Annotated in this window: 1 protein-coding gene (only partly in view); it reads right to left on the bottom strand. The window is 68.9% G+C overall.

Going from position 1 to position 16,597, the window contains the following annotated elements:
- On the bottom strand, positions 1–16,597 hold the start of the coding sequence (locus ABZ827_RS03855; RefSeq protein WP_357232451.1) for a T3SS effector HopA1 family protein. The gene continues 33,026 nt to the left of window position 1, outside the view; the window shows 16,597 of its 49,623 coding nt (coding positions 1–16,597); the start codon lies at positions 16,595–16,597; its stop codon lies off the left edge, out of view.

The raw sequence follows: 16,597 nt of genomic DNA, 5'->3' as shown, positions 1-16,597 counted from the left end.
CGAAAAGGGAGGGCGCGTCCACCTTGACACCGAGTAGTTTCAGGAACCAGAGCGAGTCGACCGCGCAGATCTTGCGGAGGGCGGCCAACAGGTCTTCCGGAGTCCTCGCGGACAGCGGCCGCGTCGACTGTCCGTCGCCGATATCAGGCAACTCCCCGCGTGTGGTCGTTACCGGCGGCAACAGGTCCATGATGCCGTCGTGGGGCGCCCGGCGCGGCCGGGCCGAGCCATCGGATCCGTCACGGGAGAATCTCTCGGTGAACCCATCCAGATAGTCGTTCAGCTCCCGATCGGCTTCGGCGAGTTCGCCGCGGTAGATCTCGGCCTCCTCGACAGCCGCGACCAGCTCGTTCCTGCGGAGAAAAACTTGCGCGGCCTCGTAAACCTCGACCTGATCGGTGCCGCTGGACAGCCGCCGGACCTGATCCGCCGTCAGCTCTTCCGCTTCGGCAACTGGCGACGCCGGTAACAAATCGAGCAGCGCCTCGGCCTGCTCGGTGCGCAATTGTCGTGCACGAGCGGCGTGCTCGCTGATGTCACCGAGCTGTTCCCAGGAGACCTCTGGCGGATCGAGCAGCAGTTCGACTGCGGACTGCTGCTGGACGATCATCGTGTAGAGATCACGGCGTACCTGTGCGTTGTTGTCGAGTTGCTTAGCCGGCTCCACGAGCTCATCGAGCGTATTCCGGGCACCAACCTGGGTCTCGGCCGCCCGCATCAGATTGCCGAGCAGTGTATCGCGGGCCGTGCCGTCGACACCCTCGGGAACCGCCTCTGCACGCAGCGCCCGTACCTCCGCTGGATCCGATGTCCAGCCGAGCCGAACGGCATCGGTCGGAAACTGCCTCGCCAGGGCGCGGCGAAGGTCCGCCACCTCGAGCCCGGCCGCCCGCCATCTGTTGTGCGCCGCCCGCAGGGCCGCGGCCGCCGCGTCGATCCGACGCAGCTGGGCCGCTGTTTCGGTATGTGTACCGAAGGTGTCCGGGAGAGCGAGGGCAGCCTTGTGCGCTGCCCGCAACGTCAGCAGATTCTCGCCCAGTTTCGGCCGGGGTGACGGCCGGCGCGCGCGGGCGGTCTCGGCGATATCGGTCAGGCGCGCGTCCAGTAGCGCGCCGTGCAAGTGTTCGGTGACAGCGTCGCCGTCGACACGGTCGAGCAGGCGCTGCAGATGCCGGGACTCCTCGAAGCTCCGGACGAGGCGGGTGCGAGCGAGCTGCTTCCTTTCCGCATCGGTCGCATGATCGCGTTCCTCGAGCCCGTGGTCCAACGAGCGCAGTACCCTATCGCTCAGCCCGTCGGGGTCGGCACCGATTTCTGCTTTCAAACGCGCCCGGCTGGAATCCAGCTCGTCCGCCAGCCGGGCGCGGGCCGTACTGATCTGGCGCCTGCGGCCGGGATCCAGACCGTGGTCATCCATTCGCACATCGCGACCACGGAGCTGACCGGGTTCCGGCACCTGACGGTTGTTTCGCGCCTGCTCGAGGAACCGGCGCGCCAGACGGTCCAGATCTTTCGCGACTGCGGCGAATTTCTTGTGCTCGTCCTCGAGGCCGATTTCGCGATCGGCCTCGTCGCGGGTATCGCGCAGCACCCGTTCCAGTGCGATGAGCCCATCGATCTGCGTTTCGTAGCGCTGCACCAGGGCGGCGCCACTACGCAGAGAGTAGATGCGCAGGAATTCATCTTCGGCCGTGGTCGTCTCCGCTTTCGCGGTCAGATCCGCGACCACCTGGTTCACCAGCAGGTCGTCTTCGGCCAGGCCTTCCGGGATGCCGGAATGCGCGGTGAGCTCCGCGGCCGCGGCCCGGAACTGCTCGTCCCATTCCCGTCGAAGCTCCGAGGACGGATTCAGCGCCTGGGTCAACTCTCGCGGGCCGACCTCCTGGGCGAGCTCAGCCCGCAGCACAGCACGGTTCGCCGCTGCCCGGGCAGCCATCCGCACGAGACCGGTTCCGAGCACAGACCGGTTATCGTGCACCGTCCAGTTGATATGCGGCATACCCGGACCCTCGTTCCCCGCCGCGTACATCCGCGGCTCGAACACCCCCTCCAGATGAGCGGTGAGGGTCGCGACGTCCGGGCCACGCCAGATGAGGGTCGCCACCGACTCGCCACCGTCGAGCCGTTCCCGATGCCGATCGAACGCCTCCCGGGAGATCGTGTCGAATGATCCTTCATGCCCGTCACCCATCGCGATATGAACGACGATCCGGTCCGCCGTCTCGAGATCGCCGATCGCGACGAAATCCGCGCCGGTCCCTTGGAAGACGGGTAGGTCCAGCGACAGCATCCTGATCTGCCCGTCGCCACCCAGCGTGTGCGCCGAACGGGAAATACGGGTCAGCGCGCGCGATACTTCAGCGGGATCACCACCGCCCGCGGGCGCCCGGCCGGCCACATTGCGCGCGTGCGCGCTGCCTACATTGCGCGCGTGCGCGCGGCGCCGGGCTGCCTCGGACAGCAGCACGGTATTCGCCAGATGACGCGCATCCCAGGACGCACCCCGCAGGTTACCGATCCGCTCGGGTGCCGCATCCGCCAGCACCTCGAAATCATCGGGCCGATCCTCCATAAGTCTCGTGACTCGCGCGATCGACGGTTTCGGGCCGAGTTCGTCCAAGGCGCGCAACGCGGCATCGACTTGTCCCGGTTCGGTTTCCTGCCGGCTCGCCCGGGTGCGGCCGGTGAACGACTGCCACGGACGGTCGGTATCCGGTTCACCGAAGTATTCGGCGCGCATAGCCGGTTCCATGCCCACGGCTTCGACCGTGTCGGCGCCCTCACCCCGGCCCACCAATATGTTGCGGGGCAGCTTTTCCGCGCCGCGGAAGGAGCGAACGGCATTCGCGATGATCAGCTGTTCGGCGTAATCGACGATATCGCGGTTCGCCCGGCGATTGATCACATCCTGCTGGGCGGGCGGCGACTCGGCGGGGTCACGGAGATCGAAGTCGACGTGGACGACCATCGCGACCGTGCCAGGTGTACGAGACTGCTGCTTACGCAGCTCTTTCACGGCGTCGGCGGCCACCGACGCCAGCTGCGAATCGCCCGCACCGGTGCGCGACCGGTACCGGACCACCGTGCTGGCGGCGGCGGAATTGCCTATCTTCCAACGGATCTGGATCCGGCCCTGCGTGGACGGGTCCATCTCCGACACCGGATCGGGTAGGTAGGTCGCGTCGAGGAAGCGCACCGGTGATCCGTCGTTCATGCCGGACTCCAGCTCCAGCATCTGCCCCATCGTGTCGACCAGGGATTCCTCGGCGTTCCGCAGACGCTCGACCCATGAACTCAGCCACCCCGGCAGCGGATCGGGCCCACCGTCCTGGGCCCTGTCGATCTGGTCTCGCAGCTGTTCCCGCAGCATATCTTTCGCGATATGTGGCGGCAGCTCGCCCGGCAGCACACGGAGCAGGGCGGGAACCATTTCCGGATAGTGCTCGAGCAGTTCCTGCTTATGTCCGAGCTCGGTCACACGATCCCACATATCGGTGACGAACCGGGCGACAGCTCTGGACCTTTCGAGTCCACCCCCCAGCGCGTCGAAGTCCAGGGCCGTACCGAGACTGTCGGCTCCAGCGCGGTGCACCGCATTACGCAATATCGACTGCAGTTCGGGCGAACCGGCATCGATTCCGGTCGGCTCACCGGATTCCGGATCCGCATCGCGCGCGCCGACCAGGAAGTCCGAATCTTCGTACAGCGACCGCGACCGGAAGAAGCCTCCCGCAGGCTGCCTCGGCCAGCCGTCCGAGCCCAGATTCAGGACGTACACCGGGGTGTCCGCGCTGTCGGGCGGTACCTCGAAGTCCGGGAAGACGGTACCGAGATCGTGCAGGTCGATATGCTCACGACCGTCCTTGTCGCGGCGCCACTCGATCCAGTAGATGGGCCTGAGCTCGCCCGCACCGGTGGTGGCAGTAACCGTCGGGTCGATGATCACCGCACCGAGGCGGAGGACCTTGTACACCTGCGGCTGTCCTGGCGGCGGACCCAACCGGCGCAGGACGCGCCCGGGTTTCGCCCGCGGCGGCTGATTCGCTTTCTCGATCAGCCATTGCCCCTCCTCCCGCAGTTTGTCGACAACTTCACCGATATTGCGCATCTGGACCGACTCGCCGCCGCCGAGGGCCTTCTCCACCTCACTCACCCGCACGCCGCCCATATCGCCGGTCTCGTGCAGCTCGCCGACAGGGCGGTCGAAAGTCCGGGCGATATCGGCCACCACGGTGAATGCGCCCAGATTCAGGTCGTCCAGTGATATCGAACCGGGCGGAATCACCGGTTCGCGGGTACCGGGCCGGGCACGCGGCACCGCCCCGTCGCCGGGAGCTTCCGCTACCGACTCCGGACCCGCCGGCGTCACGAGGGTGTCCAGCTGGGCTTCCAGATCCCTGAGTTGAGCTGTTGCGTCGAGCAATTCGCGGGACGGATCGGCCGGCGAGCCCTCCTGCTCGGCGTCCAGTTCGGCCAGTCGTGCCAGCACTTCGACCCGGCGATTCGCCAGGCCGATGATACGGCGGGCGGCGGCCGCCAACTGTGCCTTGACCAGCGACCGACGCCGGAGTTCTGCCCCCGCGGCCAGCCGTTCCCCGACGGCTCTGCGCTGCTCCGGCAATGGAGATTCCGGTATGCGGGACCAGCCGTTAGCTCGGTACAGCGCCTGGTCGAGGGATCCGGCGCCATCGATCCAACGGTCCAACCGCTGAATCCGCGCGACGAGGTTCACGGTGTCGTTCCACCAGGAGAACGTGTGGATCGCCGCGACGACCGATTCCGGCGGCTGCTCCCGACTCGACAGGTCGCCCAGGATCTGCTGCACCTGCACGGGGTCGGACAGGTCCTCGGGCAACCTCGAGGAATCGGAAGCCGATTGCGCCTCGGGTAGTGCGGCGAGCAGTTCGTTGAGTTCGTCCCGGGCCCGGTCGCGTTCGGCGCGCAGCTGCGAGCTCCGATCGAGCAGATCCGAGCCGAGGGCCTGGTCGAGGCCGGCTGTCGCGATACCGCTGCCGTCGGGTCCAGACCCTATCCGACTCTCGAGTTGCGTGAGCAGCGTGCGCCGCTCGGCAGCCCACCGCATCCGCGGACGCGCCGCAGGAATGGGCGCCGAACCTGTTCCTCTGACATCCGGGCCGACCGGCACCGGCTGCTGCCCGGCAGCACCGTCCGCTGCCTCGTCGGAAGAGCTTCGGCCGAACGGCTTTTCGGGATAATCGACTCCCGGAACCTGCGGATCATCACCGGGACGCAGCCGCGACACCGGTTGCTTATTGCTACCGAAGACGATGCCGAAATGTTCATCTCCCTCGGGCCGCGGCCACTTATCGAACTCGAAATCGTTCTCGCCGTCTGTTCCACGCTCATGCACCCGGACCACACCGTCGGTGTCCCGGTAAACGATGAACAAATGGGCATCGACCTCGCCGTCGGCGGCGCCCAGTACGTATCCGCCGGCTTCGGCGAGTACATACATCTCGTCGTAGGAGAGGTTTCCGCCCTGCTGGAATTTCGCGTGCGCGCGTTCGGAGACCTCTGTCGCCGGAAGATGCTGCAGCCGGGTGACGGCCGTATACAGCGAGGGCGCATCCACCGGGAGACCGAGCACATGGGCGGCGAACCACAACACCTCGGCGGCGCACAGGGCCGGCAGCGCAGCGGCTTCGGAGACCACCTCGGGCACATCGGTTATGGTGCCGTCGCCGACCGCGGGCAACGTTTCCTGTGCAGTAGTCGCCGGGCTGCGCCGGCCGGGCGTGGCCGGTTCGGCAACGGTTCCCGGCGCCGGCGGCACAGCGGCCTCGATACGGTTCGCCCGATCCGCCGTCTCGGCCACCACGCGGGCCAGCTTCTCGTCCAGTGCCCGGTCGAGCGCCGCGACTGTTGCGGGTTCTTCCCAGCCGACGGCGCGGCGGGCCGCCGCGGCCGCCTCGTCCAGTTCGGCCACCTCGTCCTCGAGGCGGCGCAGCGCGGAAGACCAGGCGCGATGAGCACGGACTGTGCCGATGATCTGTTCCAGCAGTATGGGATCGACTGCTTCGGGAGCCAGAGCGAGCGTTCCCGCGGAGATCGCGGCAGCCAACGGATCCGCCTCTCCCTCGAGCGCCGTAGCAATACTCTGCACGGTTGCGGGGGAGATTTGCCCGCGCTGGTTGTGCAGTGCGTCGGTGTACCGGATCTGCGCGCACGCCGCCTTCCCGCGCACCGACCGCACGGTCTCCGACAGCTCACCGATCAGCCGCTTGCGGCGGTTCGCCGCGACGAATTGTTCCAGCTGCCGGATCGCCCCGTCGTACCGGCGCAGCGCCCAGAGCAGTTCACGCGTTTCGGCATCCGCGCCCTGCCGCTCCACCTGGGCCAGCAGTGCTGGGAAGTCCTCCCGTAGCTCGCGGCGGGAGGGCATCGCCACATCCAGATGCGACAGCTTCTCGGCGACCTCACCTTCCAGGCGCGTACGTTCCGCTCGCCACGCCGCCAGATCCGCCGGCCCCGGTGTTTTCCCGTCGGCCGTCGGCGGTTCCCCCGGATCGGGTAGTGGTTTCTCGGCATTCCGCAGACCGGTGGCGATCGCCGCGCGCCGCGCGGCAACCAGTTCCGGCTTCAGGGTGCCGCGGTGCCGGGGCCCGCCCCGGTTGCCGTGGCCGGTCGCGTCGGCCAGCATGCTGTCGAACAGGTCGTTCAGCATCCTGCTGGTTGTCGCAACCTCGTCGAGCCGCAGATAGCGTTCCCGGCGGTCGCGCAGCGCACGGAATGTGGCCGCAGCTTCGTCGAGTTCCCGCGTTGCCCTGGCGTCCTTACCGGCGGTGACCGCCTCGAGTTTCGCGGCCAGTTCGTCGGGAGTCAGCGTCCCGGGGTCGGTACCGTCACCCAACCGGAGTCGCAATTCCATCCGCGCGAGCCGGTAATCCAGGGTGAGCTTCTCGAATTCCGACCGGCTCAGGCGCTCGACTCCAGGTGCCCGCACGTTGGTACGCGCCAGTTCCCCGGCCAATTCCTCGAGGCGCTCTGTCCGCGTGACCAACCGGCTGTACTCGGCTGCGGAACCACCGGCCAGCAATCGCCGCCGGGTCGCGGCCAGCTTCTCGCCGAGCCGCGATACACGTTCGGCACGCACAGCGGCGCGTTCGGCCTGGTGCAACAGCCGCGTCACCCGGTGCCGAAACCGGAACTCTGCTTCCGCGCGCACCAATTGTTCGGACTTGGCGGGCCGGTCCCGCAGATCCGCCAGTTCCTGATCGACGAGTACATCGTCGCCGAGCACTTCGGGACGGATACGGGCCAGCTCCGCGAGCCGTGCGCGGGCGGTATCCAGCTCCGCGTTCCACTGGCGGCGGGCCGCAGAATCCGGTGACCGCACACCGTCCGGTACCTCGAGGCCCCGGCTCTCGAATTGCAGCCATACCGCATCCATCGGGTTCGGCACCGGATCTCGTTCCGCACCGGCCATATTCAGCAGGTTCTGGCCGAGATCGGGGCCGGCACGGTCACGGCGCGCACCGATCGACGCCACCGGGAAAGCCGTACCGGCACGGTCCTCCCACTCCTGGTCTTCGTCGACCGGAACCGCCGCGGTCCCATCCGCCTCGATAACGATCCCGTGCCAGCTGACCACCCCGGAAAGACTCTGCCGCCACTCGTCGAAATCCTTCGGCCGAAGGCCGGGTTCCTTGACCAGTAGCCGCCCGTTCTCCCGGTAGATCGCCACCGCGTGCGCACCGACGACGCCGCGTTGCTGGAAACCGTCGAACGCGACAGTCGCGATCATGGTGCCGCCTTCGGCGGGAACGGCCGCGGCCATTGCGTCGAAGTTCGCGAACCCCTCGTCATCCCAGCCCGCGCCCACCAGCAGCTCTCCGAGATCACCCGGCATTCCGTTCGCCGGGTTACCCACCAGCTCCACCCTTGCGAGCCCCTCGCGGCGATCGGCGAGTACCGGATCGTTGTCGTGGTCGATATCGGTCATCGCGAGCCGGACGTCGATCGCCCGCTGCGACGCGAACCGCGCCGTCTCGGGGAAACAGTTGGTGACCAGGTCGCCTACCCTGTGTGCCGGCTGCCAGGCGGCCATTCCCTGATCCGGCTCCGCCACGACCAGGCGATCCCGGTAGCCGGCCAGCGCGTCGTCGGTCTGCGCCTCCCGCAGGAGGTCCGCGAGGGGCGTCGGCCGGCCGGTATCCAGTTGCGCCGCGGTTTCGGAGTCGTGCCGTGTCAGCAATATATCGGCAACAGTTCCCGAGGACCGGGTTCCCAGGATTCGCGCCATATCCTGGGCCAGCGCATGCCCGTCGGTGCCGATCCACACCACGGTGGCGGTCGGGCGGGGGGCCGCACCCGCATCGGATACCGCGGCCGCCGTCGCCCGGCGCATCGCCGCGACGTCGTCGGCGGCATATTGATTCACCGTGTGGAAACGGATCTCCTCGGCCGCTTCCAGATCGCCGACCACCATCAGGGTGCCGGAGCGACCCAGCAGATTCACCTGCGGATGGCCGGGCAGCTGCGCCGACCAGCGCTCCGCCGCGGTCGCCAGATCGGCCCAGAAGTCGGCGAGCCCGGTCTCGTCGGGCTGTGTGGCCTGCCGGTCCTGTGCCCGGCGCAACGCCAGCCGCATCGCCTCGTCGCGCACGGGCACCGGGATACCGTCGAGCTCGGCGACGAGTTCCGGCACCGCCACACGCATCGCCTCCTGCGTCCGGCTGTCGGTCCACGACCACTCGATGCCCATCTGCTCGGGGGATGCCGCGGTCTGAATGACCCGCCAGCGCCGCATCGCACGCTCGTACTGCTCGGGCGTATAACCGGGATCGGTGTCGGGCAGCGCGGCGCGTGGCTGCGCCCGCACCGAATCCAGGCCACCATCATGGGCGGCTATCCGCCGCTCGAGGGCCCTGATGCTCTGGGCCGCCCGGTGGTAGCGCTCGGTGGAGTAACGCACTATTTCGACGGCCCGAGCGTGCGCGGTCGCCTGCTCGCCTTCCAGCATTGCCGTGTGCTCGGCCAGGACCTGGAAGTGGTCTCGGTAGTCGGCGCCTTGCAGCGCCGCGATATCGGCGGATATCTCCCCGGCCGCCGCGGCCAGGGCCCGCTCGGCACTTCGCAGCTCGATCCGCTGCATCCGGTAGGGCGTGCGCAGCCCGGGGGGCACCTCGGTTCCGCTGTCGGTGGTGCGGGCATCGGCCAGCCACTGCTCGACGGAGTCCAATCGCCCAGTCGCGGTGACGTATTCCGTCGTCGCGGCCACCAGGGCGGCGCTCGGCTCCGGCGGGACCGCGTCGGGGTCGCCCGACGGCTCGGGCCGGGAGGCGATCTCGCTCAGCTGGGCGTCCAATAGATCGCCCACCGCCGGCGCCCAATCCGAGAGCGCGGCAAGGTGATCGATATCGTCGTCCGACCAGAACGGCGGTCGGCCCGACGCCGCCTCGTCCAACCCGCCGCGCAGTTCTTCGGCCCGCTGACGCAGGTGGTGGAAGGTGCGGGTCGCCACCCCGAGGCCGGCGAGTGTCCGGTCCGGTGTCCCCAGCCGTGCCAGCTCCTGCAGATGATCGCGGTAGCGGTCCGGGTCGGTCAGTGCGTCCGCGTCGGCGAACATCTCCTGTGCCGCCAGTTCCCGCAGGGTGGTCAGGACGTACTCGTATTCCTCGGCGATCACGCGGTACCGGCCGAGCGACCGCGCCGGCAGTACCGCCGGTGGTACGGGCAGCCGCCGCGGCGGTGGTTCGCCCGGCGCGCAGGAGACGGCCAGCACGGTGATGGTGTTGCCGCCGTCCATCAGCGCTCGATCCATCAAACGCTGCACGATCGCATGCGGGTCGGTCGGTCCGCCGTCGTGCAGGACGGTCCCCAGATCGTCCGGCGACGAGTCCGCTCCCCACAGTCCGTCGCTGTCCACCAGCACGATATCGCCGTCGGCCACGGCGACTGAGACGACGTGGTCGCCGGTGGCGGCGTCCGGCGGCGGCGGACCGGCGTCGCGGCCCAGCGAATACGACACCGCACGCGCGTCCGGTGCCCGCAGAGCGCGACGCCGGCTCCAGCCCTCGGTCTCCATGAGCATCCGCACCGGCGTGTGATCCTCGGTCACCGTTTCGGACTCGCGGCCACGCCTGAGTAGCTGGACGCGGTTGCTGCCCACCGAACCGGCGGTGCATCGGCCCGGTCCGGACTGCACCATCACGCCCGAGAATGTGAGCCCGGGCGGCGTGCGCGCGAATTCCTCGGCCTGCTCGACCAGTTCGTCGACACGCGCCCGGGCCGCCCGCACTGCGCCCTCGTCCGCGCGATCGCCCGCGGCCTCCAGTTCCGCAACCACGGCCCGGGCCTCGTCGATCGCGGCCCGCAGTTCGACCTCGGCCCGCTCGGTCAGCTCGACAACCGTTGTCTGTGCCTCGTCGATCGCCCGCCGCATCGCGTCCTCGGCCTCCGCGTCGGTGAGCCCGTCGCCGGATTCCGACTCGCCGGCCGACCGGGCGAGGCTGTCGCGGGCCGCGGTCGCGGCGGCCTCCGTGATGCGGTTGACCAGTGAACCGGCTTCACCGTCGATATCCGGTGAGCCGGGTACACGGCCGGTCACTACCGCGATCCGTACCGGACCGGCCGCGGTATCCACGACGGCCGCGGCCATGGCGTCGTCGTTCCGCGCCTGCACCGCCCCTTTGTCACTCGTTCCGGCGATCGAGCCCAGATCGATATCCGCACGATCGGCCGGGCGGGTACGGCCGTCGACGGCGGCGAGGTCCGATGCCCCGTCGGCCGGCCGGACCCGGCCCCACGGTCCGGGCACTTCACCGGCGGGCCGGGTCACCGGATCGTCGGCGAGCACCTGCGCGGCGGCCCGCGCGCGAGCGGTGGCGTCCGCCAGGCGCTGCTCGGCGCCCACCGGAGATTCGTCACCGTCCGCAGCTGTCTGTGCCCGGTTCAGCTCCGCCGTGGCCGCGGCGAAATCCGCCAGGTTCTGCTGTTGCCGTGGCGAGAGCTCCGCGCGTGCCCGGTTCGCCAGGAAATCCGTGAACCGGCCGACATTCCGGTCGAGCGTGCGCCAGCGTGCGATGGCTGTCCGGGCCTGCGCCCGGGCCGCCAGCTCGGCCCGCCCGGGTGCATCATCGGACGGTCCGTTATCGGCCACAACGGTTTCGTACTCGGTGCGGCCTTCCCTGAATTCGTCCTGCGCAGCGAAGATTTCGGTTGCATCACCGGCCTCGAGGGCCCGGTGGTAGGCCTGCTCAGTTCGTGTGTACTGCTCCAGGAGACGAGTCTCGAGGTCTCGGCGGTCCTGCTCCCGCGCCGCACGCACCCGGTTCGCGGCGGCCTCCATCTCCGCGCGGGCGATATGGCGGGCGACCAGATCTTCCAGTCCCGTGCGAACCCGCGCCTCATCCCCGAGGTTCCCGCGGCCCGGCCCTTCCCCGGCATCCGGGGCCGCCGGTCCAGGCAGTTCGGCGCCCAGCACCGCGAGACCCGTGATGCTCCCGGTCTCGCCCGCTTCCCGCGCCTCGTCGGCCAGAACCGACAGCGCCCCTTCCGGGTCGCCGGGATGCTGTGCGAAAATTTGCGCGCTATGCGCCGGCCGCCCCGCACTGTCACCCCGCCCGCCGGCACGGACGAACAGCACATCGGTCTCCGAAAGCTCGCCCTCGTCCATGTTGTACGCGAGACCCGCACCGGAAACCGGCCGGTCGGCACCGGGTGGGTGATAGCCGAGTACGTCGCGCTGCGGCGAATCATCGGAGGTCACCTTTCGCGAACCGGCCGGATCGGCCGTATCGAGCTTGTCGACCTGTCCGTGTCCGACCCGACCGGTGGTGAAACGTCCGGGCTGCCCGGATTGCCCCTGCTCCACCACGACCACCGTGATACCGGTCTGCGGGGGCATCCGAACGCCCTCGGCGTCGGGATTCTCCGTGAGCGATTCTTCTGCCCGCGCGAGGGTTTCGGAGTATTCGCTCCGGGTCAGCTCCATCACCCCGGCCTGCGCCGTTTCGATCGCGTTCCGGACCAGGGCCGCACGGTCGACCGGCGTCCCCGCTTCCGGGGCCGCCCGCAACCCTTCCTGCAGACTTGCCCGCGCCGCTTCGGCCGCGACCGCCGACGCCCGATGGCTATCCGTGGACGGCCGCGACTCGTCCGTGGATTCCGGCACGCCCTCGGCCATGATCGCGAATCGGACGGGCACACCGTCGACCGTGACTTCACCACCGGCCATCGCATGGCGATTCCCGTCGTCGCCCGGGCCCCGCTCGCTCACCCCGGCCACCGCGGAGTCAACGGGTGTGCCGAGGTCCAGATGATCGCGACTCAACTGCTCGCGCGTCACGGCGACCTTTTCCCACGCCCCCGATACGCGCGCCGAGTCGGCCGCACCGGTTTCCGGGTCGCGGGCCCCGGCGGCCCCCATCCATTCCGTGAGCGCGACAGCGTGCTGCGCGGCGGCGGCGATCCACCCGGGTGCGTGCTGGGTGCGGTCACGCAGTTCGTCCAGCAGCACCGTAGCCTGCGCAAGCATCGTCGAAAGCTCGTGGTAGTGACGTACCGCGGCAGCCGGCGCCCCAGTGTCGGCGGTAGCGTCGCCGCCGGTCCGGCGTTCGAAATGCCTGAACAGATTCAGCTCTTCGCCGAACAACTCCGCCGAGAGCAAACGGTCGGCCGACGCACCGGGCGTATCGGCCGCGAGTGCCACCACGGCGTCCCGGGCCGCGGCACGATCCGCGGCGAGATCGGCCACCGCCCGCTGCAACAACTGCGTCGCACCCGCGACCAGGCGCGCCCGTTCGCTCGACGGACCGTACGGCGTGGGCACCGGGGCCGCGTTCAATTGTTCTTCGGCGCTGCGCATCCGGTCTTCCAGCACCTGTAACCGGCGTGCGACCGCGGTCAGATCCGGTGTATCGGCGCCGATCGCCCGCAGCCGCTCCAACTCGCCGCCGATAAAGTCGCTCACCAGCAGCCGGCTCGGATTCGCGTCCGGCACCTGTTCGGCCACCACTCGAACATCGTCGAGCGCGGCCAGCCAGCCCGCTACCGCCGTCGCATGCGCGAGCACCAGCATCGAACGTTCCGGTCCCGCGTCCGGATCCGACTGCATCAACTCGCCGAACGTTGCCACCATCCGGTCGAGATCGTGATATCGACGGACCGCCGCCCGCAGTTCGTGACGCGCCTCGAGAACTGCCCGGTTGTCTTCGGGTGTCGCCGTATCGTCGAGCGCCAGATCACCGAGCTCGTCGAGCGTGGTGAGGTAACTGTCCGGATCCAGTAGCGCGTCCAGATCCTCCGAGCGGATACGAGAGCGTGTCGCGGCATCCGCCATCTCGCCGCGCGCCCGGGTGTACTCCTCCCGGAGATCAGCGAGGCCACGCCGGAGCAGCGCCAGATTGCGGCGTTGCTCTTGGCGGAACAGATAGTCGTATTCTTCGTCGCTCGTGGGGTCGTTCGCACCGGCGCCCGCGGCCAGCGGATTCACCTGCGAACCGTCGGCACGGATCATGATGACCCAGGTCCGCTCGATATCGCCACGTTCGGCGAAATCGAATCGTCGCGGCACACCCACGTCGGGGTCCTCGGCGATGGGGACCCCGGCCTCGGAGTACAGCAGGAACGAATGCCCGTTCACACCGTGCTCGTCGGTGGTGCCGAGCTGGTCGACAACGATCAGGGTGCCACCGTCGCCCAGCTCCTCCAGTTCTTCCTGGAGCCGCTGCCGGCCGGGGATCTGTTTCCACTCCCGCTTGGGGACCTGTTTACGCCGGGCGGCCAGTTCCTCCAACCGAGTCCGCTCGGCATCACCTTGTCGTTCGAAACGCTCGGCCACCTGCTGGGCTTCGTCCCGCTCCCGCGCCAGCCGGGTATCGGACGTGCCGGTCATCGTCTCGATACGATGTGTCAGCACGTCTGCCACCGACACACCCTGCTCCTGCGCGGCCCGCGTCAGTTGCCGCTCGAGCCGTGGATCGATGGCCCTGCCTTCGGCCAGCCGGCTCCGGGCCTGCCGCAAACGCTGTTCGGCGGCATTCACCCGCCGATTCCGCTGCCGGGCCCGCTTCGTGGCCTGCTTCTGCATATCGTGCCCGATACCGGCCAGACGTTCGCCTTCGGCGTGCGCCGCAATCTGCAGGCGCCAGGATTCCTGCCGGGGGGTCACACCCCGGGTCGAACCCGACCGCACCAGCTGCCCACCCGCGGCATTCTGCAGATCTTGTACCTTCATACCCCCCAGACCGACCGGGCCCACCGGCCGGATCCCGCTGCCGGGATGGCGGTTCGCGGCGGCAGCCAGCGTTTTCGGACCACACTGATTCGTCTGGAGGTCGGGGGCGTCCCACTGTCCCGAATCATCGCCCGTTCGGTCACCGTCAGCTGTCCGAGTCGGTGTGTCGCCGCCCGAGCCACTGTCACCCGGGCTGCGGCCTTCACCGTCGCCGCTATCGCCCGGCTCGTCACCGGCGCGGGTTCCACTGTCGCCGCCGTGACGGCCTCCGCCGCCGTCGGCACTCGCGTTCGGCGCACCGCCGGGCTCTGGATTACCTTCGGGCTGAACAGAATCCGGTGTCGCGGTATCCGGATCACTTTCGACTCGGCCGGGATCCGGCGTCGCGGTATCCGGCGCCGCATTCGATACTCCCTCGTCGACGCCGGTATCGGGCGAGGGATCGGATACTCCGGCGGAATCCCGAGAGGTACGGCTACCGGAAGCCCCGGAATCCGTGCGACCCGCCCTGATACCACCGCGTGCGTCGCCGCCGGTATCGGCGTCTCCCGCGACCGGCCCGCCCCCGGCTCCTTCGGCCGCAGCGCCGGCATCCGAAGACAGCCGGGCCGCCGACGAACTCTCACCGAGAGTTCCGCCGGTTCGGCGTTGCGTATTCGTCACGCGCGCAGCCGCAGGTCCTCCGGCTGCGGGAGCCTCGGAACGACCGGATATCCCGCCCGGCCCGGAAGTCGCCGACGGAGTCGCGGAAGTGCCGGCGGCAGGCGGGCCGGTGCCGGAGAAGGCGTCCCCGTCAGAGGCGCTACCGGGCTCGCGTACTCCGGCGCCGGCCGCGGAATCCGGTGCTCCGGCAGTCATAGTCCCACCGGTCCCACCGTCGGCAGTGGGAGTATCGCCGCTGGTCCCCGCAGTCCCGGTATCAGCCGAAGTTCCGGTGACACCGTCCGCCACACCGGCCGCGTTCTGCGCATCGGCTCCGGAAACGGACCCCGGCGAGGTAGTAACCCCGGCACCGGCCGTAGATCCGGGTTCCGCACTGTTCGCCGGACCGGCCGGAGACCCACTCACCGGATCGGCACCCGTTCGTCCGGCACCATCCGTACCTTCCGGCGGCGTCACACCGACAACCCTGTCATCGCCGCTACGCGGCGCTGCTCCGGAATCATTCTGGCCGGTAATGCCGTTCGGAGCTGCCGAAGCGCCAGACGTTCCCCGCGGCTGCGGCGCTGGGCCTGCGGCCCGCGCCGCCCCGTCATCCGACCCCGTACCGGCCGGCCGCGCAGCCGATGAGCTCCCCGAATCTCCACCGTCCGTCGTGTCAGAAGCCGGACCGGAGGGGGAACCCGGGCCGCTGTCCCCCGCACCGGGTGCGGTGCCGTCGCCGCCCGGTCCCGGCGCGCCCCCCTGCCGACCGATCACCACGCGCCGGTAATCGTCCTGTGTCATCGGCGCACCCGAATAGTCCGACCCGCCCCGCCACCCGTAGATCATGCTGGGCCCGATACCGCCCAGCACACCACCGGTGAGCATCCGCGGGTCCAACGTCCAATCACCACTACTCGCACCCGTCGCGATATACGCCGCGACAGCACCCGCCAGACCCGCACCCGCCCCGACAATGGCACCCCGCCCCAAACCACCCAACCGGTCCGGACCCCAGGGCAGACGCCGCACAACGTTGTGCATCGAATACCCCGCCGCACCGCCGACCCCACCCGCTACACCGGAAATCCAGGCGTTATCCCACAACGCTTTCCCGTCGAAACCGTCCTGATACCCCTTCTCGATCAACTTGTTCTGCACCCACAACTCCTGGGCGGTGCCCTGGAACACCTCCACGAAGCCCTCCTGGAGCACTTCGTAACCCCCGTGCACAACAGCGGTGCGCAGCGCGGCATTGGCAAGATGGCTCCCCAACGCCCGGCCGATCCCCAGCAAAACCCTCTCACCGATCAACTGGAAAGTTCGCCGCGCCGCAGCGATCGCGGCGAACCTGGCACCCCACCCACCCGGACCCATCACCGCAGCCCACGCCAGTTCGGCAGCCAACCAGCCCAAAGCGATATTCGCATTCAACTTCGCCGACACGATCTCACCACCGAAATCGTGGATCCCCTCCGCGAGATCACCGAAATCCTTGGCCATCTTCTTTGCGCGGTCGTGTAATTCGTTGAGCCCCTGGAGGATCGGGTCTGCGCCGTAACCTTTCGGATAGGCCGATTCGACCTTGCTGATCGCCTCTTCGATACGCGGCAGCTCCTCAGCGAGGATCTGCTTCTTCAGCCCGGCGAAGCCCTCACGCATGACCTCCGCGAGATCCTCGTTGCCGATGGGTATTTCGGAGCCCGCAACCCAGCCCAACCAGGACAGCTCAGGGGGCGGAAACGTGATCGCCAC

Origin of the sequence: Nocardia sp. NPDC019395 (assembly GCF_040632335.1) — a bacterium.
In the GTDB taxonomy this organism is placed as follows: Bacteria; Actinomycetota; Actinomycetes; order Mycobacteriales; family Mycobacteriaceae; genus Nocardia.
This window is presented reverse-complemented; position numbering and strand designations above follow the sequence as displayed.